The organism is Staphylococcus sp. HMSC062A01, from assembly GCF_001836805.1.
Taxonomy (GTDB): Bacteria; Bacillota; Bacilli; order Staphylococcales; family Staphylococcaceae; genus Staphylococcus; species Staphylococcus haemolyticus.
Map to the genome: position 1 here is coordinate 115,997 of NZ_KV830643.1, position 24,519 is coordinate 140,515.

Sequence of the window (24,519 nt, forward strand, 5' to 3'; positions counted from 1 at the left end):
TTATAATCATTAGAACTACTTACTTAAGTGCTAAAGCACTTAAGTTCATTAAAAACTGTGTATTTGAGCGTCATTCAACTACGCTACGTGAACTAATGACTAAAAATTTTCAAATAACAATGTTGCACTATGATTTGTGAAAATTAAGATGGATTTAGAGGTGTAATGATTAATGGATAATATGTATGAGCAAAAGCAAATGCCACATAATAATGAAGCTGAACAATCTGTCTTAGGTGCAATTATTTTAGATCCACAATTGATTAATTCGACTCAGGAAGTGCTCCTTCCTGAGTCCTTTTATAGAGGTGCCCACCAACACATCTTCAGAGCGATGATGAACTTAAATGAAGATGGTGATGAAATTGATGTCGTAACGTTAATGGATCAATTAACGAAAGAAGGTACATTAAGCGAGGCTGGTGGTCCTCAGTATTTAGCGGAACTCTCAAATAATGTACCTACGACACGTAACATTCAGTATTATACAAATATCGTCGCAAACCATGCATTAAAACGCAGATTAATTCAAACTGCGGATAGTATTGCCAACGATGGTTATGATAATGAACTTGAATTAGATGCGATATTAAGTGATGCCGAGCGACGTATTCTTGAATTATCCTCTAATCGTCAAAGTGATGGATTTAAGGATATTAGAGATGTATTAGGACAAGTTTATGAAACAGCTGAAGAGCTCGACCAAAATAGTGGTCAAACGCCGGGTATTCCTACGGGTTATCGTGATTTAGACCAAATGACAGCTGGATTTAACAGAAACGACTTAATTATCTTAGCTGCCCGTCCTTCAGTAGGTAAGACTGCCTTCGCTCTTAACATTGCTCAAAAGGTAGCGACACATGAAGGTAATTATACTGTCGGCATTTTCTCACTTGAGATGGGGGCAGACCAATTAGCAACACGTATGATTTGTAGTTCAGGTAATGTGGATTCCAATCGACTACGTACAGGTACGATGACAGAAGAAGACTGGAATCGATTTACAATAGCAGTCGGTAAATTATCACGTACCAAGATCTTCATTGATGATACACCTGGTATTCGAATTACAGACTTACGTTCTAAATGCCGTCGTTTAAAACAAGAACATGGTTTAGACATGATTGTGATTGACTATTTACAGTTAATTCAAGGGAGTGGTTCACGTGCTTCTGATAACAGACAGCAAGAAGTATCTGAAATTTCACGTACTTTAAAAGCGATTGCTCGTGAATTAGAATGTCCAGTTATTGCACTAAGTCAGTTATCTCGTGGCGTGGAACAACGTCAAGATAAACGACCAATGATGAGTGATATTCGTGAATCAGGTTCTATCGAGCAAGATGCGGATATCGTTGCCTTCTTATATCGTGATGACTATTATAATCGCGGTGAAGGCGAAGATGACGATGACGGGGGAAATTTCGAACCACAATCGAATGATGAAAATGGTGAAATTGAAATCATTATCGCTAAACAACGTAATGGTCCGACTGGTACTGTGAAGTTACATTTCATGAAACAATATAATAAATTTACAGACATTGATTATGCACATGCAGAAATGTCATAAAAATATTTTACCGTACATTAAATTATATTGTTAATTTAATGTACGGTTTTTACTTTGTTTTGATGATAGAATTTGAGCGTAAGTATGTGTAATGATTTTTTGGTAAATGAGTTTGAATCGTTGTACTATCAAGGTTTTAACAGTTTTGTTAAATAAATTGACGTTAGAGTGTAGAACTATTATACGCTAAAATTAATGTTCGATTTTTATTTGCATTATGAAGTTCGTATTGATAGAATACTTAATGGTTAATTGAGAAAACTTTGGAGGTGCTCACATGTCATCAATCGTAGTTGTTGGGACACAATGGGGAGACGAAGGTAAAGGTAAAATTACAGATTTCTTAGCGGAACAAGCAGATGTTATTGCACGTTTTTCAGGAGGTAATAACGCAGGTCATACGATTCAATTTGGTGGAGAAACTTATAAATTACATTTAGTGCCATCAGGTATATTTTATAAAGATAAACTTGCAGTTATAGGTAACGGTGTAGTTGTAGATCCAGTTGCATTATTAAAAGAATTAGACGGTTTAAATGAACGTGGTGTATCTACTTCAAACTTACGTATTTCTAACCGTGCGCAAGTCATTCTTCCATATCACTTAGCACAAGATGAATATGAAGAACGTCGTCGTGGTGATAATAAAATCGGTACTACTAAGAAAGGTATCGGACCAGCTTATGTGGATAAAGCGCAACGTATTGGTATCCGTATGGCTGACTTATTAGAAAAAGAAACATTTGAAAGACGTTTAAAAGAAAACATTGAAGTTAAAAATGCATACTTCAAAGGCATGTTTAATGAAACTTGCCCACGTTTCGATGAAATCTTTGATGAATACTATGCTGCAGGCCAACGTTTGAAAGAGTTTGTTACAGATACTTCTAAAATCTTAGATGATGCATTTGTAGCTGAAGAAAAAGTTTTATTTGAAGGTGCACAAGGTGTTATGTTAGATATTGACCATGGTACATATCCTTTCGTAACTTCAAGTAACCCTGTTGCAGGTAATGTAACAGTTGGTACAGGTGTAGGCCCAACTTTCGTATCTAAAGTGATTGGTGTATGTAAAGCATATACATCTCGTGTAGGCGATGGTCCATTCCCTACAGAATTATTTGATGAAGATGGACATCATATTAGAGAAGTTGGTCGTGAATACGGTACAACAACAGGACGTCCACGTCGTGTAGGTTGGTTTGACTCAGTTGTATTACGTCACTCTCGTCGTGTTAGTGGTATTACAGACTTATCTATTAACTCTATCGACGTACTTACAGGTCTTGATACAGTGAAGATTTGTACTGCTTACGAATTAGATGGAGAAGAAATTACAGAATATCCTGCTAACTTAGATCAATTACGTCGTTGTAAACCAATTTTTGAAGAGTTACCAGGATGGGAAGAAGATATCACTGGTTGCCGTACATTAGAAGAATTACCAGATAATGCACGTAAATACTTAGAACGCATCTCTGAATTATGTAATGTACGTATTTCAATCTTCTCAGTAGGTCCAGACCGTGACCAAACAAACCTATTAGAACAATTGTGGTAAAAAAGGTGCGCAAGTGAGCGTTTAGGTTTTGAACAGAATCGAAAAGTGAGCAAAACTGTTTTTCAAGTTTTGTCGAACTTTGAGTATTTCTGCCGAAAAACTTGCTCACTGTAACCCGTCTATCATTCCAACAATATTAATAATTAGTGAGGCTGGGACAAAATAAAATGTCTCAGTCTACTTTATCATTTTGTCAGTAGCTGACTGATTTGAAAAATGCTCTTGTATCAAGCTTTTTTCAAACCTAGTCATCCTTGACGAGGTAACAACGAAATAAACTTTGAGAAAATTTTATTTCTGTCGCACCCCCGTTTTTTATAAAAATATAAGTGTAAAAAATCGATAAATATAGCATTTGTAACCTTAAAACCATTGTTATTACAACGTTTATCCAAAAAATTAAGGAATTATAAAAAAATATTAAAATTATGTAAAAAATGTCTTGTATTCAAAATAAAGCCTGTGCTATAATCTATCTTGTGCTTAAGAACGGCTCCTTGGTCAAGCGGTTAAGACACCGCCCTTTCACGGCGGTAACACGGGTTCGAGTCCCGTAGGAGTCACCATTTTTTAGGTCTCGTAGTGTAGCGGTTAACACGCCTGCCTGTCACGCAGGAGATCGCGGGTTCGATTCCCGTCGAGACCGTATTGCTTATCCAAAAGGATAGGCATTTTTTTATGCCTTCATTTTACTTACTCATGTAAATCCACATTTTAAACTTTTTAGATATCCTTTTCAAAAAATCAAAAAATATACTAAAAGCTAAATATCGTAATACATTCTTTAGCATTACAAAAGTATGACGTCGCAACAGAATCTTAATATTATTCTTATGTTTAAAATAGAAAGCTTGCTACTAAACCATTGAGTCGTATCATCATTCTGTAATAATGGGTTAAATGGGCGTCACTACGACTTTTGTCCCGTATTCAAAGGGTTCAACTTATTTGTAATATTAAATTAGAGTGGTAAACTTTAAACGAATACTATTCTATAATTTTAAATATGAAAATAGAATTACATGAATATTAATGGTAAATTATATAGTAGATTAATATGCGCTATAAACTTATTAAAAACGCATCAAATCACAGTTTAATCTTTACTAATTCATAAGAACGAATAATAAAATATAGAACTACAATTTGAGAAATGAGGTTTATAGATATGGCAAGAAAAGTTGTTGTTGTAGATGACGAAAAGCCAATTGCGGACATCTTAGAATTTAATTTGAAAAAAGAAGGATATGATGTTTACTGTGCCTATGATGGTAATGATGCAGTAGATTTAATCTACGAGGAAGAACCAGACATCGTATTATTAGATATCATGTTACCTGGTCGTGATGGTATGGAAGTGTGCCGTGAAGTACGTAAGAAATTCGAAATGCCGATTATTATGTTAACAGCGAAAGACTCTGAAATTGATAAGGTCTTAGGTCTTGAACTTGGTGCGGATGACTATGTTACGAAACCGTTCAGTACACGTGAATTAATCGCGCGTGTGAAAGCGAACTTACGTCGTCATTATTCACAACCAGCTCAAGAAGTAAGTGGTACGACAAACGAAATTACAATTAAAGATATTGTCATTTACCCAGATGCTTACTCGATTAAAAAGCGTGGGGAAGATATTGAATTAACACACAGAGAATTTGAACTCTTCCACTACCTTTCTAAACATATGGGTCAAGTCATGACACGTGAACATTTATTACAAACAGTATGGGGTTATGATTACTTCGGTGACGTGCGTACAGTAGACGTAACGATTCGTCGTTTACGTGAGAAGATTGAAGATGATCCTTCACACCCTGAATATATTGTGACACGTAGAGGCGTTGGATACTTCCTCCAACAACATGATTAGGGGCTTGCGACTATGAAGTGGCTGAAACAGTTACAATCCCTTCACACCAAGCTTGTTATTGTTTATGTGTTATTGATTATTATTGGAATGCAAATCATCGGTCTGTATTTCACTAATAGTTTAGAAAAAGAACTGACAAATAACTTCATGAAGAATATTAAACAGTATGCGACACAGCTTGAAGTTAACATTGAGCGGATATACAGAGATGATCCCTCTAACGCTCAAAAAGAAGTTCAAAGTTTATTAAATGAGTATGCCAACCGTCAAGAAATTGAAGAAATTCGTTTTATTGATAAAGATCAAATTATCATGGCTACAGCGAAGATATCATCACATAATATGATTAATCAAAAGGTTAACGATAACTCCGTTCAAAAAGCCTTATCGCTAGGTGAATCAAATAGTCACAATGTTTTAAAAGACTATGGTAGCGGTAAAGAGCGAATTTGGATTTACAACTTACCCGTAAAGAATGGCAACGAGACGATTGGTAATATTTACATAGAATCGAATATTAATGATGTATATAATCAGTTGAATAATATTAACCAAATATTCATTATCGGTACTGCGATTTCCCTCTTCATTACCGTTATACTTGGTTTCTTTATCGCGAGGACGATTACAAGGCCGATTACTGACATGCGTAATCAGACGGTAGAGATGTCTAAAGGTAATTATACGCAACGTGTTAAGATATATGGTAATGACGAAATCGGTGAATTAGCTTTAGCCTTCAACAACTTGTCTAAGCGAGTTCAAGAGGCACAAGCGAATACTGAGAGTGAGAAACGTCGTTTAGACTCAGTTATCACGCATATGAGTGACGGTATTATCGCAACAGACCGACGTGGTCGAGTGCGTATCGTCAATGATATGGCGATAAAAATGTTAGGTATGTCTAAGGAAGACTTAATCGGTTATTACATGCTAAGTGTATTGCATTTAGAAGACGAATTCTCATTGGATGAAATTCAAGAGAATAACGATAGCTTCTTATTAGATATGAATGAAGATGAAGGCATCATCGCACGTGTGAATTTCAGTACGATTGTTCAAGAAACTGGATTTGTGACAGGTTACATCGCCGTATTACATGACGTTACAGAACAACAACAAGTTGAACGTGAACGTCGTGAATTCGTTGCGAACGTATCTCACGAATTACGTACGCCTTTAACATCGATGAACAGTTACATAGAGGCACTTGAAGAAGGTGCTTGGAAAGATGATAATTTAGCACCATCTTTCTTATCGGTAACACGTGAAGAGACAGAGCGAATGATTCGTCTTGTTAATGATCTACTACAATTATCGAAAATGGATAACGAATCTGAACAAATTACGAAGGAAATTGTCGACTTCAACATGTTCATTAATAAGATTATTAATCGTCATGAAATGGCCGCGAAAGACACGACGTTTGTACGTGAAATTCCTTCTGAAACCATCTTTACTGAAATTGATCCAGATAAGATGACACAAGTGTTTGATAACGTTATTACTAACGCGATGAAATATTCTCGTGGTGAAAAACGCGTCGAGTTCCACGTGAAACAAAACGCTTTATACAATCGTATGACGATTCGTATTAAAGACAATGGTATAGGTATCCCAATTAACAAAGTGGATAAAATCTTTGATCGTTTCTATCGTGTAGATAAAGCACGTACACGTAAAATGGGTGGTACAGGTTTAGGACTTGCCATTTCGAAAGAGATTGTAGAAGCGCATAATGGAAGAATTTGGGCGAATAGTGTTGAAGGACAAGGCACATCGATATTTATTACACTTCCATGTGAAGTTATAGACGACGGTGATTGGGATGAAGAGTAAAGAGCATATTAAATCCATTATTCTTTTCCTATTAGTTATGATGAGTGTTGTGCTTACGTTTATGGTGTGGAATTTTTCACCAGATTTAAATAATATTGATAGCACAGATAGTAAAAAGAGCAATACTAAGACGATTGGTAAGCCCATGTCTGCCAATATTGAGAATGTGATATCTCCGTATCAAATTGTAGAAGTTAAAGGCGATAAGGTTAAAGGGCTGGCACCATCTCGTGCTCAATTGTCTCAAGTAACAGGTACATTGAAGAATCATGAAGTCAGTAAAGTGGAACATATTCATCGAGATTATAATTTAAATATTCCCATGTTAAATGACCACTTTACTGTGCTAGATTTTACTTATGATATGCCGCTAACGACATATTTAGGTCAAGTATTGAATTCATCAGCGAAGGTACCTAAAAACTTCAAATTTAATCGTATTATCGTAAGTCAAAATCCTAAAGAGAATTTAGAGTTGTATGCGATTAGTGAAGATCGTCATGAAGTAATGAAAGTAACATTGACTACGAAAGCTAATCATTTTATTAAAGTGATGGATCATTTGAATAAAGAAATGCAGAAATATTCAGAGGTAATCACAAATAAAGATACGATTGATAAATCAACGCATATATTTGCGCCAAATCGTCCGAAAGACATGCGTTCTTACCGTATGGTTTATGATACGATTCCAGTCGAAACGATGAATGCTATTCTATTTGACGATTCAGTGATTATTCGAAGCGGTAAGAGTGGTTCAACAACGTACAATAATAACACTGGCGTAGCGAACTATAATGATGAAAGTAAGAAATATCATTATAAAAATTTATCTGAAAATGAATCTAGCTCAAGTGATATGGATTCAACGATTCCAAGTACATTTGAATATATAAATGGACATGGTGGATTCTTCAATGATGACTTCCGTCTTTTCAATACAGATAATTCATCGGGTGAATTAACGTACCAACTCTTCCTCAATGGGCACCCAACATTCAATGATCAGCAATTAAATGATATAGAGGTTACTTGGGGAGATAAAGGTATTTATGACTACAAACGTGCGCTATTGCGTTCTAGTGTACCTTTAGAAGGTAAAACGAAGTCACTTGATAGTGTTGAAAGTGTTCGTTCTTCACTCGCAAATAATCATACGATTGATTTTGAAAAGGTAACGAATATGGTCATTGGTTATAAAGAAGATGATCAACCTGTTAAAGATGATATAGAAGTGCAACGTAATAGTGAGTTTGTGCCAACATGGTATGTTCAATACGACGGCGATTGGTACACTTATGAGGATGGGAGGCTTGAATAAATGAATTGGAAACGAACGAAGACATTGTTTATTTTCGTGTTTATTCTAGTTAATATCCTACTCGTATTGATTTACGTGAATAAGGTGACGAAGTCTCAAATTAACGAATCTGAAAGTGATAATGAGGTTAAATTCCAGCAAGAAGAAATTAAAATTTCGAAGGATATTTTAAATAAAGATGTAAGTGGGACGAAGATGCAGATGATTACTGCTAAGTCTAAAGACTTCGAAAGTTATGCGAAGGGTAAGTCGTCATTAGAAGCGGAAGATTCTGGTAATACGTTAACAGGTGAGATTGATAGTACGGTTAATGTGAGTGATAGTAATTTAAGTGATTTAAAAGATTACATCATGAGTAATGTTTACAATGGTAAGATGTATCAACTTGGTGATGTTACATCTGATACTGTGACATATGAACAGGCTTATGAAGGTTATCCGTTGATGAACAATAATAAAGCGCGTCTACGCTTTAATATCAATGATGGTAAAGCGACAAGTTATGAACAATCGGTAATGAATAATATTGAACCTGCTAAGAGTGATAATAATCCTAAGAAGCAAGTGATTACACTACGTAAAGCAGTAGAAACGTTATACTTTAATCGTTACTTGAAATCAGGCGATGAAGTGATGGACGCAAGACTGGGATATTACTCGGTTGTGAGAGAAACGAATGTGCAATTATTGCAGGCGAACTGGGAAATTAAAGTGAAGCATAAAGGTAAAGAAGACGTGAAAACTTATTATGTTGAAGCGACATCATCAAATCCGAAAGTGGTTGATAATTAGGGAGTAGGGTTGTAAAAAAATTCTTAGATGAATATTTACTCATTCTGTTGTGATACTTGCCTAGGGGGCTGGGTCGAGCCTCCGTCTCGACACTCATCCTACTCCCTCAGGCGTCACACAACGTCATTTATTATCACTCATCAGTGCTACTTACTTAAATGCATAAGTTCTTAAATCTACAAATAACATGTTATTTGTAGTGTTGGGCAATATCGCTACGTAACAATCTTCAGACTTCTTCAATAAAATTTAATACACTGTTTCAATAATTAATAAATAAATAATCTTCTCCTTTCTCTTCTCTTATTTAAGAGAAGGAGTGGTTTAGAGTGTAGGAAGTATAATAAGTGTGTGAGTCTATTAGTGTCTCATGCACTTATTTTATTTATCTATGTTAGCGTTGTACATAAACATGGAATTGGAACTTTAATTTTTGTATTGGTATAGTATAATATAAAGGTATTTTATAGGACTGGATTGTTTCGAATGATGTGGATTGTTCGAAACTTCATTTTTTTAATTATAGAGTGCAAAATATAAGGAATTAGACTGAAGGCACTCTAAAATATAGAGTAAGTTGTCGGAAGTAGAAAGGATGAGTCGCTTGATACGAATGAGTGTATTGGCGAGTGGTAGTACAGGGAATGCCACTTATGTTGAAAGTGATAAGGGCAGTCTATTAGTAGATGTTGGACTCACTGGCAAGAAAATGGAAGATTTATTTAGCCAAATTGATAGAAATATAAAAGATTTAAACGGCATTCTAGTTACTCATGAACATAGTGATCATATTAAAGGATTAGGTGTGCTTGCGCGTAAATATGGCTTGCCGATTTATGCGAATGAGAACACTTGGAAAGCAATTGAGAAGAAAGATAGTAAAATTCCAATGGATCAAAAATTCATATTCAATCCTTATGAAACAAAATCTATTGCAGGTTTTGATATTGAATCATTTAATGTATCTCATGATGCAATTGATCCACAGTTTTATATTTTCCACAATAACTATAAGAAATTTACGATGATTACAGATACAGGCTATGTGTCAGATAGAATGAAAGGTATGATTCAAGGCAGTGATGCCTTTATGTTTGAGAGTAATCATGATGTGGATATGTTACGCATGTGTCGTTATCCTTGGAAGACGAAGCAACGTATTTTAAGCGATATGGGACATGTGTCTAATGAAGATGCAGGACTAGCGATGACTGATGTCATTACAGGTAATACGAAGCGCATTTATCTTTCACATTTATCACAAGATAACAACATGAAAGATTTAGCACGTATGAGCGTTAGTCAGGTGCTAAATGAACACGATATAGATACTGAAAAAGAAGTGCTATTATGTGATACAGATAAAGCACAAGCTACACCGATATATACATTGTAATTATTTAGACGAACGACCTACTTACAAAATTAGTATTTGTGAGTAGGTTGTTTTTTAATTTATTGAGTTAATTATCTAATAATTTGGACTATACATGATTATTCAAAAGTAACCTTATAATAACAATATTTAGCCTAAATCTGTGAATAAATATTTAAGACTTACTTAAAGTTATCCCCAAAATTGAATGAAGTTATCCACTTTTGTGTATAATACACACAGAAATACTCACATTATTCACAGACTTATCCACATATATACAAGGACAGTCACATAAAATGGGGATATTTTTAAAAAATATAGCTTAATTCGTATACATTACTGTTATAATTAGAGGGAATTCTGTTAACAAGTTGATAACTTGTGGATAAGTAGGATAACTATTAATATCTATGGAGGATTTTATGAAGATAACAATCTTAGCTGTGGGTAAATTAAAAGAAAAATATTGGAAACAAGCTATATCAGAATATAAAAAAAGACTAGGTGCTTATTCCAAAATTGAAATTATTGAAGTACCCGATGAAAAAGCACCTGAAAACATGAGCGATAAAGAAATTGAACAAGTGAAAGAAAAAGAAGCACAACGACTACTAGCTAAAATCAAACCTCAAGTAACAGTCATCACTTTAGAAATTCAAGGAAAAATGTTGTCATCAGAAGGATTGGCTGAGGAAATGCAACGACGCATGACACAAGGACAAAGTGATTTCGTCTTTGTCATTGGCGGATCAAATGGATTGCATGAAGACGTCTTAAAACGCAGCAACTACGCACTTTCATTCAGCAAAATGACTTTTCCACATCAAATGATGCGTGTCGTCTTAATAGAACAAGTATATAGAGCATTTAAGATCATGCGAGGCGAAGCGTATCATAAGTGATGCGGTTTTTTCAACCGCTTCATAAAGGGATTTTGAACGTATCGGAACGTATGAGGTTTATGAGAATTGCTGTTATGTTTTTGTGAAGCGTATCACAAATGATGCGGTTTTTTCAGCCGCTTCATAAAGGGATTTTGAACGTATCAGAACATTTGAGGTTTATAACAATTTAATAAATAAGGGGTTATAGAATGGACAATCACAAAAAGATTTTTGATAATTTATTTAAAAATAATATTACAAAATTCCAAAATTACACTAGTAAATCTTATGAAATAAGAAATAATAATGAAAAAAATAGTTATCTTCCTATGGTTCAAGAGATAAGAGAGTTGTTTGGAAAAAAGGGGGAAATATTTTCTGAAAGTATAGGAACACATCCTGATTTTTTAAAAATAGAAAATACTATTGAATATCAGTATATTTGCTCCCTTTTTATAGATATATCTGGGTCTACAAAGTTAGCTTTGAAATATAGTTTGGATAAAGTTAAGCTATATAAAAATGCGATAATATCCAGTGCTATAGAAATATTTCGAGCATTTGATGGTCATATACATAGAATACAAGGAGACGCGGTACTTGTATATTTTGGACATCAAGAAATGAAAAAAAGCGATGCAATAATTAACGCAATTAATGCAGCGTCATTAATGCAATACTTTAATGATACAACACTAAAAGATTTTTTTGAAAATAAAAACTTAGAACCTTTAAAAATTAGAATTGGAATTGATTTTGGTGATGATCAAAGTGTATTGTGGTCAAAGTATGGTCTTGATGGAATTAATGAGATAACTTCTACTAGTATTCATACTGATTTAGCTTCAAAATTACAAAGCAAAGCACCTTCAAATAAAATAATGATAGGAGAAAATATAAATAAATACTTAGATATTCCAAAAGAATTTCGAAGTACAAAAACTGAAAAGAGAGATGGTAGGGTTGTTGAAAAAAGGTATATTTTAGATACAAGTAATTATGGTAGATATTCTATGGAAATATTTGAATGGGAAAATTATCTTGATAGTTTTTCAATGTTATCTCCTTATTCATCCATTAATAATCAATATTATTCTCCTGAAGACTTTAAAATACGATGTTGGATTATTGATGAAAATCAGAATGAATACGAATATATTGAGAGAAATAATGCAGTAGAAAAAGGAAAGAGTCTAAGATATAAATTAGAAATTTATAATGAGAATTTGAATTACAATAATATTAAATGGAGAGTAGTAAACTATGGGAAAGAGGCAACAATGCTAAATGAATTAGAATTTGAAATGGTTAAGTATGAAGGATGCCAATATTGTAATCAAGCAACGGCTTATACAGGATTACACTTTATGGAATGCTATTTATATGACGAAAATGATAAATTAATTTGCAAGGATAGGTTTGGTATTTATATAAATGATAATGATAGAGAAGTGAGAAAATTAGGAGTAGAAGATTGAACAAAATGAAAAAAGATGAATTTATAAAATTACATCAAAGTTATTTAAGTGATTATATTAAATTTGCAGATGCTAAAGCGCTAGCTATTATAACTATAAATGGATTTATTTTAAAGTTTAATTTATCTAATATTAATATAAATTTTAATAATACTCAATCGTTTTTCAATTTTATAGGTTTTATATCATTGGTAATTTCAATTGTGCTAGCAGCATATGTGGTATATCCGAGAACAAATAATAAAAGTGAAAAAGGAATTATTTTTTGGGATAATGTGAATAGGTTGAAAGAGGAAGAGTTTCTTAATCAAATAAAATTAGAAACAGAAGAAACGCTCCAAGATAAGATAATTCAGCAAAACTACTTTTTAGCTAAAACAGCTTCGAGAAAATATAAAATACTCAGGATAATATTTTTTGTTTCTGCAGGGGGATATTTTTGTTTATTATTATCTAGTATCTTTAGAGTACTAAATTCTTAAGTTTTATAGAGTAAATATAATAAGGAGAGTTGAGAGATCATGGCAACTATAGGATTCGAAGAAAAGTTATGGCAAGCAGCAGATAAATTACGTGGCAGTATGGATGCAGCAGAATATAAAAATGTAGCATTAGGTATTATATTTTTGAAATATGTTTCTGATTCTTTTGAGGAAAAATATGAAGAATTATTGAATGATGAATATGCTGATGAAGAAGATAAAGATGAATACTTAGCAGAGAATATTTTCTGGGTTCCTAAAGAATCAAGATGGCAATACATAAATGACAATTCTAAGAAACCAGAAATTGGTCAAATTATTGATAAAGCGATGATAGCAATTGAAAGAGAAAATGAGTCCTTAAAAGGCGTGCTACCTAAAGATTATGCACGACCTGCTTTAGACAAGGAAAAATTAGGAGATATTATTGATTTATTTACTTTCAAAGTCGGAGACACTGAAAGTAAAAAGCAAGATGTCTTGGGGCGTGTTTATGAATACTTTATCGCAAAATTTGCGAGCGCTGAGGGAAAAAATGCTGGGGAATTCTATACACCAGCTTCAATAGTTAAATTGCTTGTTGAAATGATTGAACCTTATCAAGGTAGAATTTATGACCCTTGTTGTGGGTCGGGCGGAATGTTTGTACAAAGTGAACATTTTATCGAACGACATCAAGGCCGCATAGATGATATTGCTGTTTATGGTCAAGAATCTAATCCAACTACTTGGAAATTAGCGAAAATGAATTTGGCTATTCGAGGTATAGATAATGATTTAGGTGATCATCATGCAGACACATTTCATAATGATTTACATAAAGGTTTGAAGGCTGATTTTATATTGGCTAATCCACCATTCAATGCAAGTGATTGGGGACAAGAAAAATTATTAGATGATTACCGCTGGAAATTTGGAATTCCTCCAAAAGGCAACGCCAACTATGCATGGATTGAACATATGGTTTCTAAACTTGCACCAAGTGGTACTGCAGGATTTGTATTAGCGAATGGTTCAATGTCTACAAGTGGTAAAGATGAATTAGAAATACGTAAAAACTTAATTGAACAAGACTTAGTTGAATGTATAGTCACTTTACCAGGACAATTATTCTATTCTACACCTATCCCTGTATGTCTATGGTTCCTGTCAAAAAACAAATCTAAAAACGGTAAAAATGAGCGACGTGGAGAAGTACTATTTATAGATGCTAGAAATATAGGAAGCTTGGTATCAAGAACATTAAAAGAATTCTCAGATGATGAAATAAAAGATATAGCAAATGTATATCACTCATGGCGTGGTACAAACGATAATCAATATGAAGACAAAGCAGGCTTCTGTAAAGTAGCAAAGACAGAAGAAATAAAAAACAATGAATATATCTTAACACCAGGACGTTATGTAGGCTTAGCAGAAGTAGAAGAAGATTCAGAACCATTTGAACAGAAAATGGAAAGAATCACAGCAGATTTGAGCGAACAATTTGCGAAATCAAAAGAACTCGAAGACCAAATCCGAAAATCATTGGAGGGTTTAGGTTATGGAGTTTAAAAAGGTTAAATTAAGTGAGATATCTATTATAACTATGGGGCAATCTCCTAAATCAGAATTTTATAGTGAAATTGATGGTACACCATTTTTACAAGGAAATAGAACTTTTCAGCACATTTATCCAGTTATTGATACTTATACAAAAAAAGTTACTAAATTAGTTAATGCTAATGATATTCTATTTTCAGTTAGGGCTCCGGTGGGAGATATAAATATAGCACCTGTCGATCTATGTATTGGTCGGGGATTATGTGCAATAAGATCAATAAATAATAATCAAGAATTTTTATTTTATTTATTAAAGTCAAAAATTAATGAATTGGAATCTCAAGCAACAGGAACTATTTTTAGTTCTGTAAACAAAAAAACTTTAGAAAATTTTATTGTAAATATACCTAATGAAAAGCAACAAAAAAATATTGGAACAATATTATCTAATTTAGATAAAAAAATTGAGCTAAACCAAAAAATCATAGCAAACCTTGAAGAACTTTCTCAAACATTATTCAAACGTTGGTTTGTTGATTTTGAATTCCCAGATAAAAATGGAAATCCATACAAATCAAGCGGTGGAGAGATGATTGATAGTGAATTGGGGGAGATACCTCTGAGTTGGGAAATTCAAAAATTGAACGATATTTTTAAAATAAATTATGGTAAGAATTTACCGATTAAAAAAATATTGAATACTGGTTATCCGGTTTTTGGTGGAAATGGTATTATTGGTTATTACTCAAGTTATATGTATGAAACTCCAAAAATTCTAATTTCTTGTCGGGGTGCAGCTTCAGGAAAAATTCATATTTCTAAAGAAAAATCATTTGTTACAAATAACTCAATTGTTCTCGATGAAAAGAAAAAAAATTATTTTTACTATTTTAAGGAACTTTATAAATATAATGATTTTAAACGCTATTCAACAGGATCAGCACAGCCTCAAATTACTATTGCTAACATAAAGGATCTTATTTACTTAACTCCTGATACGAATATAATAGATCTATTTAATAGTAAAGTTAGCTGTTTATTTAACAAAAAAAATAATTGTGAAGATGAAAACCAAAAATTAATCCAACTCCGTGACACATTACTACCAAAATTAATGTCAGGTGAAATTGAGATACCTGATGACATTGAGGTGATGGAAGATGAGCTTTCAATTTAGTGAAGATGATTTAGAACAGGTTGCATTGAAGTGGTTTGAGGGTCTTGGTTATTCTGTTAAGAATGGTCGAGATAGTGGTGAAAATGGGATTATGAATGAACGGGAGAGCGACAAAGATGTTGTGCTTGATGATCGTTTAGAAGCAGCTTTAAGACGTATTAATCCTGAACTAAATAATAGTGCTATTGAACAGACTATACGTGAAATTACTATTGAGAAGTCTCCTAGTTTATTAGAGAATAACCGTTCTTTCCATGAAATGATTACAAATGGTATTGAGGTTGAACACTATAATGATGTCGGTGAGACGATTAATGATTTGGTATATGTATTCGACTTTGATAACCCGGGAAATAATGATTTCTTAGCGGTTAATCAATTAACTGTGGTGAATGGAGATTATAAAAAGCGACCTGATATTGTGTTATTCATAAATGGATTACCGGTAGTGGTCATTGAACTGAAAAATTCTACAAATGAATCTGTTGGTATTGAAGACGGATACCATCAGTTAGAAACTTATAAAATGAGAATTCCACAATTATTTAATCATAATGCAGTGTTAGTAACGAGTGATGGTGTTAATACAAAAGCTGGTTCTTTAACTGCTGATTATGATCGTTTTATGACTTGGCGTACTAAAGATGGCAAAATTGAAGATTCATCAACGTTTCGTAGTTTAGATATATTGATTCACGGTATGTTAAATAAAGAAGTACTATTAGATTTAATTCGTCATTTTGTTTTGTTCCAAGATGATGGTAAAGGAAATATAGTTAAAATATTAGCTGCATATCATCAATATTATGCAGTGAACAAAGCTGTTGATCGTGCTATGGAAGCAACATCTGAACATGGTGATGGTAAAGGTGGTGTTATTTGGCACACGCAAGGTTCTGGTAAGAGTTTGACAATGGTCTTCTTCTCAGGAAAGTTAATTCAAAAATTAAATAATCCAACATTAGTGGTCGTAACAGACCGTAATGACTTAGACAATCAATTGTATGGTACTTTTGTTAAGTCCAAAGGACGCTCAGGTAAAGGATTATTAAGACAAACACCTAAACAAGCTGAATCACGAAAAGAATTAAAAGAACTATTATCAGTAGAATCAGGTGGTATCGTATTTACAACTATGCAGAAATTCGAACCTGACGAAGATCAAGTGACAATGGATGCATTAACAGACCGTAAAAATGTAGTAGTAATGGCAGACGAAGCACACCGCACACAATATGGCTTCAAAGCAACTTACGATGAAAAAGGTGAAGGTATTAAATATGGATATGCAAAATATTTAAGAGATGCTCTACCTAACGCTTCGTTCGTTGGTTTTACTGGAACACCTGTATCTTCGACAGATAAAAATACGCAAATGGTATTTGGTAATTATATTGATGTGTATGATATGACACAATCTGTAGAAGACGGTAGTACGGTTAAAATATACTATGAAAGTCGTATTATTCCATTAAATTTACCAACCGATTTAGATATTGATGAAGCATATGATGTCATTACTTCTGGCCAAGAAGAAGATACTAAATCTCGATTGAAATCTAAATGGTCACGTATAGAAGCTCTATCTGGTGCAGAACAACGTGTACATGCTTTAGCGACTGATATTATAAATCACTTTGAAACAAGACAGAAGGCTATGAAGGGTAAAGGTATGATTGTCACAATGAGTCGTCGTATTGCAGTTGATTTATATGATGAAATTGTAAGACTTAAACCCGAATGGCATTCTGATGATGATGACAAAGGTGTTATCAAAGTCGTTATGACAGGTTCATCAAGTGATCCGCAAAACTTCCAAAAACATATAGGTCCGAAAAAGCGAAGAAACCTTCTAGAGAATCGTATGAAAGATGTTAATGATGAATTGCAACTCGTAATTGTGCGAGACATGTGGTTAACAGGATTTGATGTGCCTTCAATGCATACAATGTACATAGATAAACCGATGAAAGGCCACAATTTAATGCAAGCTATTGCACGTGTTAATAGAGTATTTAAAGATAAACCGGGCGGCTTAATTGTTGACTATGTAGGTATTGCTGAAAGTCTGAAGGAAGCATTAAAAGAGTATACAGACTCTGATAGAGAACAAACAGGTATAGACACAGATAAAGCACTTGAAGTTATGCTAATGAAATACGATATCATTCAAGATATGCTGTATAATCACGACTATTCTGATTTTGAGTCAGAAGATCAATTAAATCGCTATAATGCTATCTCAAATACGATGGATTATATCATTGGATTAGGTGAGAAAGAACGAGAGCGATTTGTGACAACAGTGACAGAGCTTTCTAAGGCATTTGCATTATGTGCAACAGAGGAAGCTGCTCAAGAACTGAATAGTGAAATTGCGTTTTTAAAAGCCGTGAAATCCGGACTTGTTAAATTATTAGCTCCACCTAGTGAAGGAAGCAGCCATAAAAAGACACCTGCTGAAATAGAAGCAGAAATCAATCAATTGATTTCAAAATCAGTTGTAACTGAAGAAGTTGTAGATATTTATCAAACACTCGGAATTGAAAATCCAGATATCTCAATATTGTCAGATGATTTCTTAAAAGATGTAGAAGGACTACAGCAAAAAAATGTTGCAGTTGAGTTGTTAAACAAATTACTTAAAGGACAAGTTAAGTCATTAATGAAAACAAATGCTACAGTATCTAAAAGATTTTCTGAGATGCTAAGTAAATCAATACAAAAATACAATAATCGTTCTATAGAAGCTTCAAAAGTCATAGAAGAATTGATTCAAATGGCGAAAGAAATAAATCAAGAAAAACAAAGAGGAAAAGACTTAGGTCTAAGCACGGAGGAAATTGCTTTTTATGATGCATTAGCCTCTCATGAAACTGCAAAAGAAGTAATGGGGGATAAAGAATTAAGGGCTATTGCACATGAATTAACAAAAACGGTCAAGAATAATATGAGTGTAGACTGGTCAAAACGTGAGAGTGCAAAGGCTAAAATGAGAGTCCAAGTAAGACGACTATTAAAGAAATATGGGTACCCACCTGATCTTCAAAAAATGGCTGTAGAACAAGTTGTAGAACAAGCAGAACTAATGGCTAGCCAACAATAAAAATAAATTAATCATAGCATCCTTCACCGCAAAGTGAGGGATGCTCTATTTTTATTGTAAGTAATATAATTTTCATTTTGATTGGTAATAGTTAATAATTATCTGTAAATCATTGTTAAGTACCGTTGTTATAGTATCGTCATTCATAAAATCATCATAGATATTATCCAATATTTCTTCATCTTCAATTGCTGCGAAATGATGTACTAGTCCTTTTACTATTGAAACGTAATCATGTGATGCTAAACAATTAGTAACTGTTCGCCAGTCTGATTGTGTAGTATCATGGTTCATAGATAATCCTCCTTTTATTTCAATGTCCATTTTTGACGTGCTTTAGGATTGAGTGGATGCATGATTTCATTTGTTTCAGGATTAATAAGTTTCTTAACCTTCTTCTTATGCTCTTTAAGCAATTCAAATACTTGCCCGACCCTTGCTTGAACATTCGGCTTTTTGGCATATGAACCCCAAGCAAGTATTACGATATCGCTATCAGAAGCAGCTTTCATAATATGAATGTCGCTGTGTTTATCATAAGCCTCTTTTAAGTGTTTTAGGTTTTTAGGAGTAGTAATATTTGAATAAAGATTAACAAAGTGTACCGTACCAATATCTTGTTGTGATAGTTGATTGATAATGAGTTGTGTAGTGAGATCGATGTTTATAATACCATCGTAGTTTGGATACATTGTGATGACTGTAGCAGTCTTCTTACTATCGTCCCATGTCTTTGTTAGTAAGTAGCGGTGAGTTCTCTTTTCGTCAAATATTGCAGTGGTGACAAGTGTATTTGTGATATTTTCCATTGATTTTATCTCCTTAGTATTCTTCGGGTAGTAACATTACATAATAAGAAAAGTCTACATCGTCCTCTCGGATGACGTAGACTTTACTAATGTTTACCTGATGATTGTCATTTGCTTTTGTATATTGAAAGTATTCGGGATTTTCTTGAGTATGTCTTATAAAAAGCTTTTGTTGATGCATAATAAACTGAAAGATATGAAAATAGTCCAAGGGTTCTTGTTCGTTAGATGGTTTGGTATCTTTTTGTAGGACGAGGTCCCATATTTGATGTTGTAAGGTGGGGGATAAGTTATTGGCAATACCACGTGTAATATATCTATTCATAAGCGTTTTCCTTTCTTTCTGATTCTTTCATCCAAATGATAATTTCACTAAGAATTGTAATGACGAGTTGTGTAATTTTGATGTATTTATGCATATTATTGTGCTCCTGTTAGTAAGTATCGTTGATCCAAAAGGGGCATGATAGTGTTGTGTAGGTATAAGAAATCCATATCGTGGTTTTCATCAATATAACCAATGGCTATGAGCTGTTTCTGATAGTAGAGAATGAAAGGATAGATATTACTTTCGTGAAGTGTATCAGAGTAGTAGGTGTAGGTTTGAAGTGTTTTATTACTGAGTGGCCCAAGCCTTACATATTGGTCAGGTAAGATATGATCAGCGATTTCCTCGATAGATTCACATTCCCACTTTTCATCTTTTGGCAGTTCGAATAAGTTGGTTATATAGTGCTTGAGTTGTTGTTCTAGTGTCATCATTATGACCTCCTAATGTATTTGGTTGATGTATACATGTGATACATCATTTAGATAATATAAGTTTGAAATAATGTTTGTTTCGCTTAGAAATCCCACTGAAATACAGAAAATATCCCAATCGAAAATCATCACAATTGTTGATATGACAAGGAAATCCCGTTATCCCGCTCATTTCTCAGGAAATATAGCTATATATTTATATATGATTTGGATTTGTAGATGTCAGTACGACTTACTTTTTCTTTTTATATTATTTATTTATAAATAATAATGGGATTTCGGGATTACGCTTGCGTAATCCTTCTGCCACTTGAAGTTATCCAATCCCATTGCTATACCGTTCATATTTTATTTTGGGATGTTCTTTCGTCATACAATATAAACTTCACATTGAGTTGTGACTTGTTAGTATGTTGAAAAGGTTCGTTAGATGGGTGTTATTGAATGACGAAAGGACAGTACATAGATATTAGATTTGAAAGTAGAGTGTTTGAGGCAAAAATAAAGACGAAGTGCTGAGGAGCACTTCGTCGAGTGGGGTGTCATTGAAAAGTTGTTTAATAATTTCATTATTAAGTTTTAGTGTAACGTAGAATTGCTTTTTATGATTCTCATCTTTACGAATGTCAATACAGTCAATAACCGTTAGGTACAAAGCTTTGAGCTGTGATTTATCCATGGATTCTATATTTTGAAATATTCGTTGTAATAGGGCAGCGATTTGTTTCGTATCATAAGATGGTTTCTCTTGATTTTGTTGGTGCTTGAGTTGATTCATTTGATTTGTAATGTCATTGAGTTGTGTTTCATATTGATGTATGGTTGGTTTGAGTGCAGATGTTAAGTCTGGATTGTCTTCGATGGTTTGAATTAGATTTTTTAGTTTAGTGTTTATTTCATCAAATTGTTGTTGCTTATAGGCAATATCATGGTTAAGTGCAGCCATATCAATTTGACTATCTTGATTAACACGTTCGACAACTTGTTTGAGAACTTTATCGCTTTTGACAATTTCAAGTATTTGATCCATAACGTATTTCTCAATGACATCGGCTCTAACACTATTCGCAGAACATACTTTTGAGCCTTTGTTTCGAAAGTTACTACAAGAATAATAGCGTATTCGCTTCTTGGTACCATCTTTCAATGTGTTCGTTGTGTTACTAGCTGCCATTGGTGCACCACATTGTGGGCAGTGAATAATACCCGTTAATAGATTGGTTCCTTTACCATGCACTTGTGGTTTTTCACTTACTTGTTTTTTACGTGCTTGGACTTTATCCCATAAGTCTTTGCCAATAATAGGGGCGTGCTTACCTTCAGCGATTACTGGCTTATCATTCAAGCCTTTACGTCGTTTATCATTCCAATCTTTGTATTTTGCGAATTGAATTTTACCAATATAGAATGGATTTGAGAGAATATAAGTAACAGCTGAAATACTAAATGGATTACCCTTCTTAGTGACATAACCTTTATGATTGAGTGCATTGGCTATTTTACGATAACCATGACCTTTGGCATAAGATTCAAAGATATATTTAACGATGTTAGCTTCATGTTGATTAATCATTAATTCTTTTTTATTATCAGGTATGTTATTATATCCTAATGGAAGATTGCCTTGATAATAGCCCTCTAAAGCTCTTTGATGTTGTCCGTTATAAATATTCTCTAAAATTGTATTTCTTTCAAATTCGGAAAACTCGCAAGTATCTGGAGCATTAACTTGCCTGTTGAATTTTTGACTTCCATGCGTTCAGACAAGCTAAAAAATTCAACATTTTGGCGATGAAGTTCTTCGACGATTGTAAGTAAATCGGAAGTATTACGTGCCAAACGATTTGTTTTATAAACCATAACACAGTCTAATTTTCCATTTTTAGCATCATTTAACATGCGCTGTAATTCAGGCCGGTTCATAGATTTTCCTGATATACCCCGATCTGCATATATATCAACAAGTTCATAGCCGTTAAATTGGCAATATTGCTCTATTTGTGTAATTTGACCCTCTATACTATAACCCATTACCTGCTTTTCCGTGGATACGCGGATGTACCCTCCGATTCTCTTCTTCTTCATTTCATTCATGTTTTTTCATCCTTTCATCTATTAAGCAATCGATGATTGCGTCGTTTGATTGACAATGTTTAGAGGTTCATTTTTGAAATAGATCCCTGCAAGGGTTTTGTTTTTAGTAATACTAATTACATCAATATAGGGATTCAGCATGTTTAATGTGAAACGTTGTTGCATGACATTTTGTAAAGCCTTTTGAATTTGATGCGTATGGATTGATGTTATAGGTTTTGACTGTTGTCGAAATGATTGCGTTTGTTCTCTGAATGTTTCTGCATCAATTTTACCTTGGGCTAATTTTTCTATCAGTTGTTCTTGCGTGACTGTACTTTTAGCTTCTATGTCTTTTTGTTTTTTGAGTCGTTGTTGAATTGTATGGTTGATTTTTGAATACAGATGTTGATTTTGAAAGAAGTCTTGACATGTAGATAAGACACTCGCTTCTAATGCTTGTGCGTTAATCCCTTTGAATTCACAGACAAAACGAGATGCATTCATATTTTGAGGACAAACATAATAACGTAATGTATGGTTCTTTTTTCTAATGGTCATATTAGTTAGTGTTGAATCACAATAAGGACATTTGATTTTTTGTTTGAGTTGGTTTTCTGACGTCTTACGTTTGACTTGTTTCTGAGTTCGGGTAACTTGAGCTTCTTCGTATATCGTTGTACTGACAATAGCTGGAAACATGTTTTCATATTGTCCGTATTGATTGATAACACGGCCACAGTAATTAGGGTTAAGGATAATATTACGCACTTGATAGGGCTTACGATTAATGAATTTATCATCAGCTTCTAAGTATTGCGCAATTTTTTTATAACCATAACCTTGAAGGTAATAATTGAACACTGCTTTTACTGTTGGTGCTTTTACTGTGTCTATCATGAATGTTCCATTATGGTAGTGATAGCCAAACGGAGCGTGCGTTGTAATTAGTTTATCTTGGCTTGCTTTTTCTCGGATTCCATTTTTAACTTGTTCTCCAATATTATCGGATTCAAGTTCAGCGAGACTCATGAAAATATTGAGTTTGAGCCGATCGAATGCTTTATCCATGTCGAAGTAGCCATCATGAACGCTTAAGATATGAACATGATATTTTTGACACAATTTCATGAGTTTTAATGCATTTTTTAGGTTACGATGAAGTCGATTCAGACGATAGCAACATAATACGTCACATTGTCCCTGTTGAATCAGTTCAGTAATTTGTTGATAACCATTCCGCTTATCAGTGCGTCCTGATTGCTTATCGCTATAAAAAGTGATTTGTTTAATACTGTGTTTTTTGGCTAGTGCTTTGATGGTCTGTTTCTGTGCTGCTAGAGATTGTTGTTTGAGTGTACTTTGACGTAAGTAACCAATGGCTTGTTTCATCCTGTTTCCTCCTTCCACAGTGATAATATATATTTATGAACGAATTTATAGATGAGCCCAACACCAGCCAGGTGTTGGGCGTATTATTAGTCATCAACGTGATTGATTTCTTCAATCACTAAATCAGCGAGTAATGTGATTAATTCGTCCATATGGTCATCCTCCAAATATCAAATTATATTGAATTGATAACATGTTGCATTGTTATTCGTTCTAGCCGTGTACTTGGGACAAAATGTTCAGTTATCTCTTTTTCATTCATGAATTCAGGGTACAAATGATAAAATTTTAGTAGTTTTTGTTCCGTTTCAGTTAATACATATTGTTGTATATGGTAGTATCTGTCGATATAATTAACGATAATAGGTTTTTGATGATCATCGACTTCTACCGAATCAATTGTATAATCTAATAAGTTGACGTTTGTTTTCATTTTTATGCCTCCGGTTGATTTAATGAGCTACAACGCATAGAGCGTTG

At 33.7% G+C, this 24,519-nt stretch carries 19 protein-coding genes, 2 tRNA genes and 1 pseudogene; 15 read left to right on the forward strand and 7 right to left on the reverse strand.

Translation table 11 applies throughout. The features are described 5' to 3' along the window. Window positions 1–172: 172 nt before the first annotated feature. The 15 genes from dnaB (at window position 173) to HMPREF2715_RS10620 (ending at window position 19,003) form a co-directional block, all read left to right on the forward strand. Window positions 173–1,573 carry a replicative DNA helicase gene (gene dnaB, locus HMPREF2715_RS10550; protein WP_011274373.1) on the forward strand — a complete coding sequence of 467 codons (1,401 nt, stop codon included), beginning with the start codon at window positions 173–175 and terminating at the stop codon, window positions 1,571–1,573. A gap of 277 nt (window positions 1,574–1,850) precedes the next feature. Continuing rightward, entirely contained in the window at window positions 1,851–3,134 is a 1,284-nt protein-coding gene (locus tag HMPREF2715_RS10555; RefSeq protein WP_048667871.1) for an adenylosuccinate synthase, read from the forward strand. 491 nt (window positions 3,135–3,625) lie between these two features. Further along, a tRNA-Glu gene (locus tag HMPREF2715_RS10560) sits at window positions 3,626–3,700 on the forward strand. A gap of 7 nt (window positions 3,701–3,707) precedes the next feature. After that, a tRNA-Asp gene (locus HMPREF2715_RS10565) sits at window positions 3,708–3,780 on the forward strand. A 522-nt stretch (window positions 3,781–4,302) separates the two neighbouring features. After that, complete coding sequence (gene yycF, locus HMPREF2715_RS10570; protein ID WP_011274375.1) at window positions 4,303–5,004, forward strand: response regulator YycF; 702 nt, start codon at window positions 4,303–4,305, stop codon at window positions 5,002–5,004. A 12-nt stretch (window positions 5,005–5,016) separates the two neighbouring features. Next, on the forward strand, window positions 5,017–6,843 hold the full coding sequence (walK, locus tag HMPREF2715_RS10575; RefSeq protein WP_037552504.1) for a cell wall metabolism sensor histidine kinase WalK: 1,827 nt from the start codon (window positions 5,017–5,019) through the stop codon (window positions 6,841–6,843). After that, window positions 6,833–8,164: a YycH family regulatory protein gene (locus HMPREF2715_RS10580; RefSeq protein WP_070840080.1), complete on the forward strand. Its 1,332-nt coding sequence runs from the start codon at window positions 6,833–6,835 to the stop codon at window positions 8,162–8,164. The genes walK and HMPREF2715_RS10580 overlap by 11 nt, the downstream gene beginning before the upstream one ends. Further along, a complete protein-coding gene (locus HMPREF2715_RS10585) occupies window positions 8,165–8,956 on the forward strand; it encodes a two-component system regulatory protein YycI (protein WP_070840082.1) in 792 nt (263 codons plus the stop codon). A 595-nt stretch (window positions 8,957–9,551) separates the two neighbouring features. Beyond that, a complete protein-coding gene (locus HMPREF2715_RS10590) occupies window positions 9,552–10,352 on the forward strand; it encodes an MBL fold metallo-hydrolase (RefSeq protein ID WP_011274380.1) in 801 nt (266 codons plus the stop codon). 404 nt (window positions 10,353–10,756) lie between these two features. Beyond that, on the forward strand, window positions 10,757–11,236 hold the full coding sequence (gene rlmH / locus HMPREF2715_RS10595; RefSeq protein ID WP_070632367.1) for a 23S rRNA (pseudouridine(1915)-N(3))-methyltransferase RlmH: 480 nt from the start codon (window positions 10,757–10,759) through the stop codon (window positions 11,234–11,236). 191 nt (window positions 11,237–11,427) lie between these two features. Next, complete coding sequence (locus HMPREF2715_RS10600; protein WP_070840084.1) at window positions 11,428–12,696, forward strand: adenylate/guanylate cyclase domain-containing protein; 1,269 nt, start codon at window positions 11,428–11,430, stop codon at window positions 12,694–12,696. Between the two features lie 5 nt (window positions 12,697–12,701). After that, the gene (locus HMPREF2715_RS10605; protein ID WP_070840127.1) at window positions 12,702–13,178 is read left to right on the forward strand and encodes a Pycsar system effector family protein; all 477 of its coding nucleotides are present in this window, start codon (window positions 12,702–12,704) and stop codon (window positions 13,176–13,178) included. Between the two features lie 39 nt (window positions 13,179–13,217). Then, window positions 13,218–14,732 (forward strand): class I SAM-dependent DNA methyltransferase, encoded by a 1,515-nt coding sequence (locus HMPREF2715_RS10610; RefSeq protein WP_070840086.1) that lies wholly within the window; start codon window positions 13,218–13,220, stop codon window positions 14,730–14,732. After that, the gene (locus HMPREF2715_RS10615; protein ID WP_070840088.1) at window positions 14,722–15,897 is read left to right on the forward strand and encodes a restriction endonuclease subunit S; all 1,176 of its coding nucleotides are present in this window, start codon (window positions 14,722–14,724) and stop codon (window positions 15,895–15,897) included. Before HMPREF2715_RS10610 ends, HMPREF2715_RS10615 begins: the two co-directional genes overlap by 11 nt. Further along, a complete protein-coding gene (locus HMPREF2715_RS10620; RefSeq protein ID WP_070840090.1) occupies window positions 15,881–19,003 on the forward strand; it encodes a type I restriction endonuclease subunit R in 3,123 nt (1,040 codons plus the stop codon). Before HMPREF2715_RS10615 ends, HMPREF2715_RS10620 begins: the two co-directional genes overlap by 17 nt. Window positions 19,004–19,075: 72 nt before the next feature. Here HMPREF2715_RS10620 and HMPREF2715_RS10625 read toward each other — a convergent pair whose 3' ends face one another. The 7 genes and pseudogenes from HMPREF2715_RS10625 to HMPREF2715_RS10655 form a co-directional block, all read right to left on the reverse strand. Continuing rightward, window positions 19,076–19,297: a hypothetical protein gene (locus HMPREF2715_RS10625; RefSeq protein ID WP_031914240.1), complete on the reverse strand. Its 222-nt coding sequence runs from the start codon at window positions 19,295–19,297 to the stop codon at window positions 19,076–19,078. 14 nt (window positions 19,298–19,311) lie between these two features. Beyond that, window positions 19,312–19,812, reverse strand: a complete 501-nt coding sequence (locus HMPREF2715_RS10630; protein WP_070840092.1) for a DUF1643 domain-containing protein — start codon at window positions 19,810–19,812, stop codon at window positions 19,312–19,314. Between the two features lie 13 nt (window positions 19,813–19,825). Next, entirely contained in the window at window positions 19,826–20,137 is a 312-nt protein-coding gene (locus HMPREF2715_RS10635) for a DUF960 family protein (RefSeq protein ID WP_031914242.1), read from the reverse strand. Window positions 20,138–20,232: 95 nt separating this feature from the next. Further along, the gene (locus HMPREF2715_RS10640) at window positions 20,233–20,571 is read right to left on the reverse strand and encodes an SAUGI family uracil-DNA glycosylase inhibitor (RefSeq protein WP_070840094.1); all 339 of its coding nucleotides are present in this window, start codon (window positions 20,569–20,571) and stop codon (window positions 20,233–20,235) included. A 472-nt stretch (window positions 20,572–21,043) separates the two neighbouring features. Continuing rightward, a pseudogene (gene ccrB, locus HMPREF2715_RS10645) lies at window positions 21,044–22,668 on the reverse strand (cassette chromosome recombinase CcrB). A gap of 21 nt (window positions 22,669–22,689) precedes the next feature. After that, on the reverse strand, window positions 22,690–24,039 hold the full coding sequence (gene ccrA / locus HMPREF2715_RS10650) for a cassette chromosome recombinase CcrA (RefSeq protein ID WP_070840096.1): 1,350 nt from the start codon (window positions 24,037–24,039) through the stop codon (window positions 22,690–22,692). Window positions 24,040–24,214: 175 nt separating this feature from the next. Beyond that, window positions 24,215–24,472, reverse strand: coding sequence for a hypothetical protein (locus tag HMPREF2715_RS10655; protein ID WP_070840097.1), 258 nt, complete (start codon window positions 24,470–24,472; stop codon window positions 24,215–24,217). Window positions 24,473–24,519 lie beyond the last annotated feature (47 nt).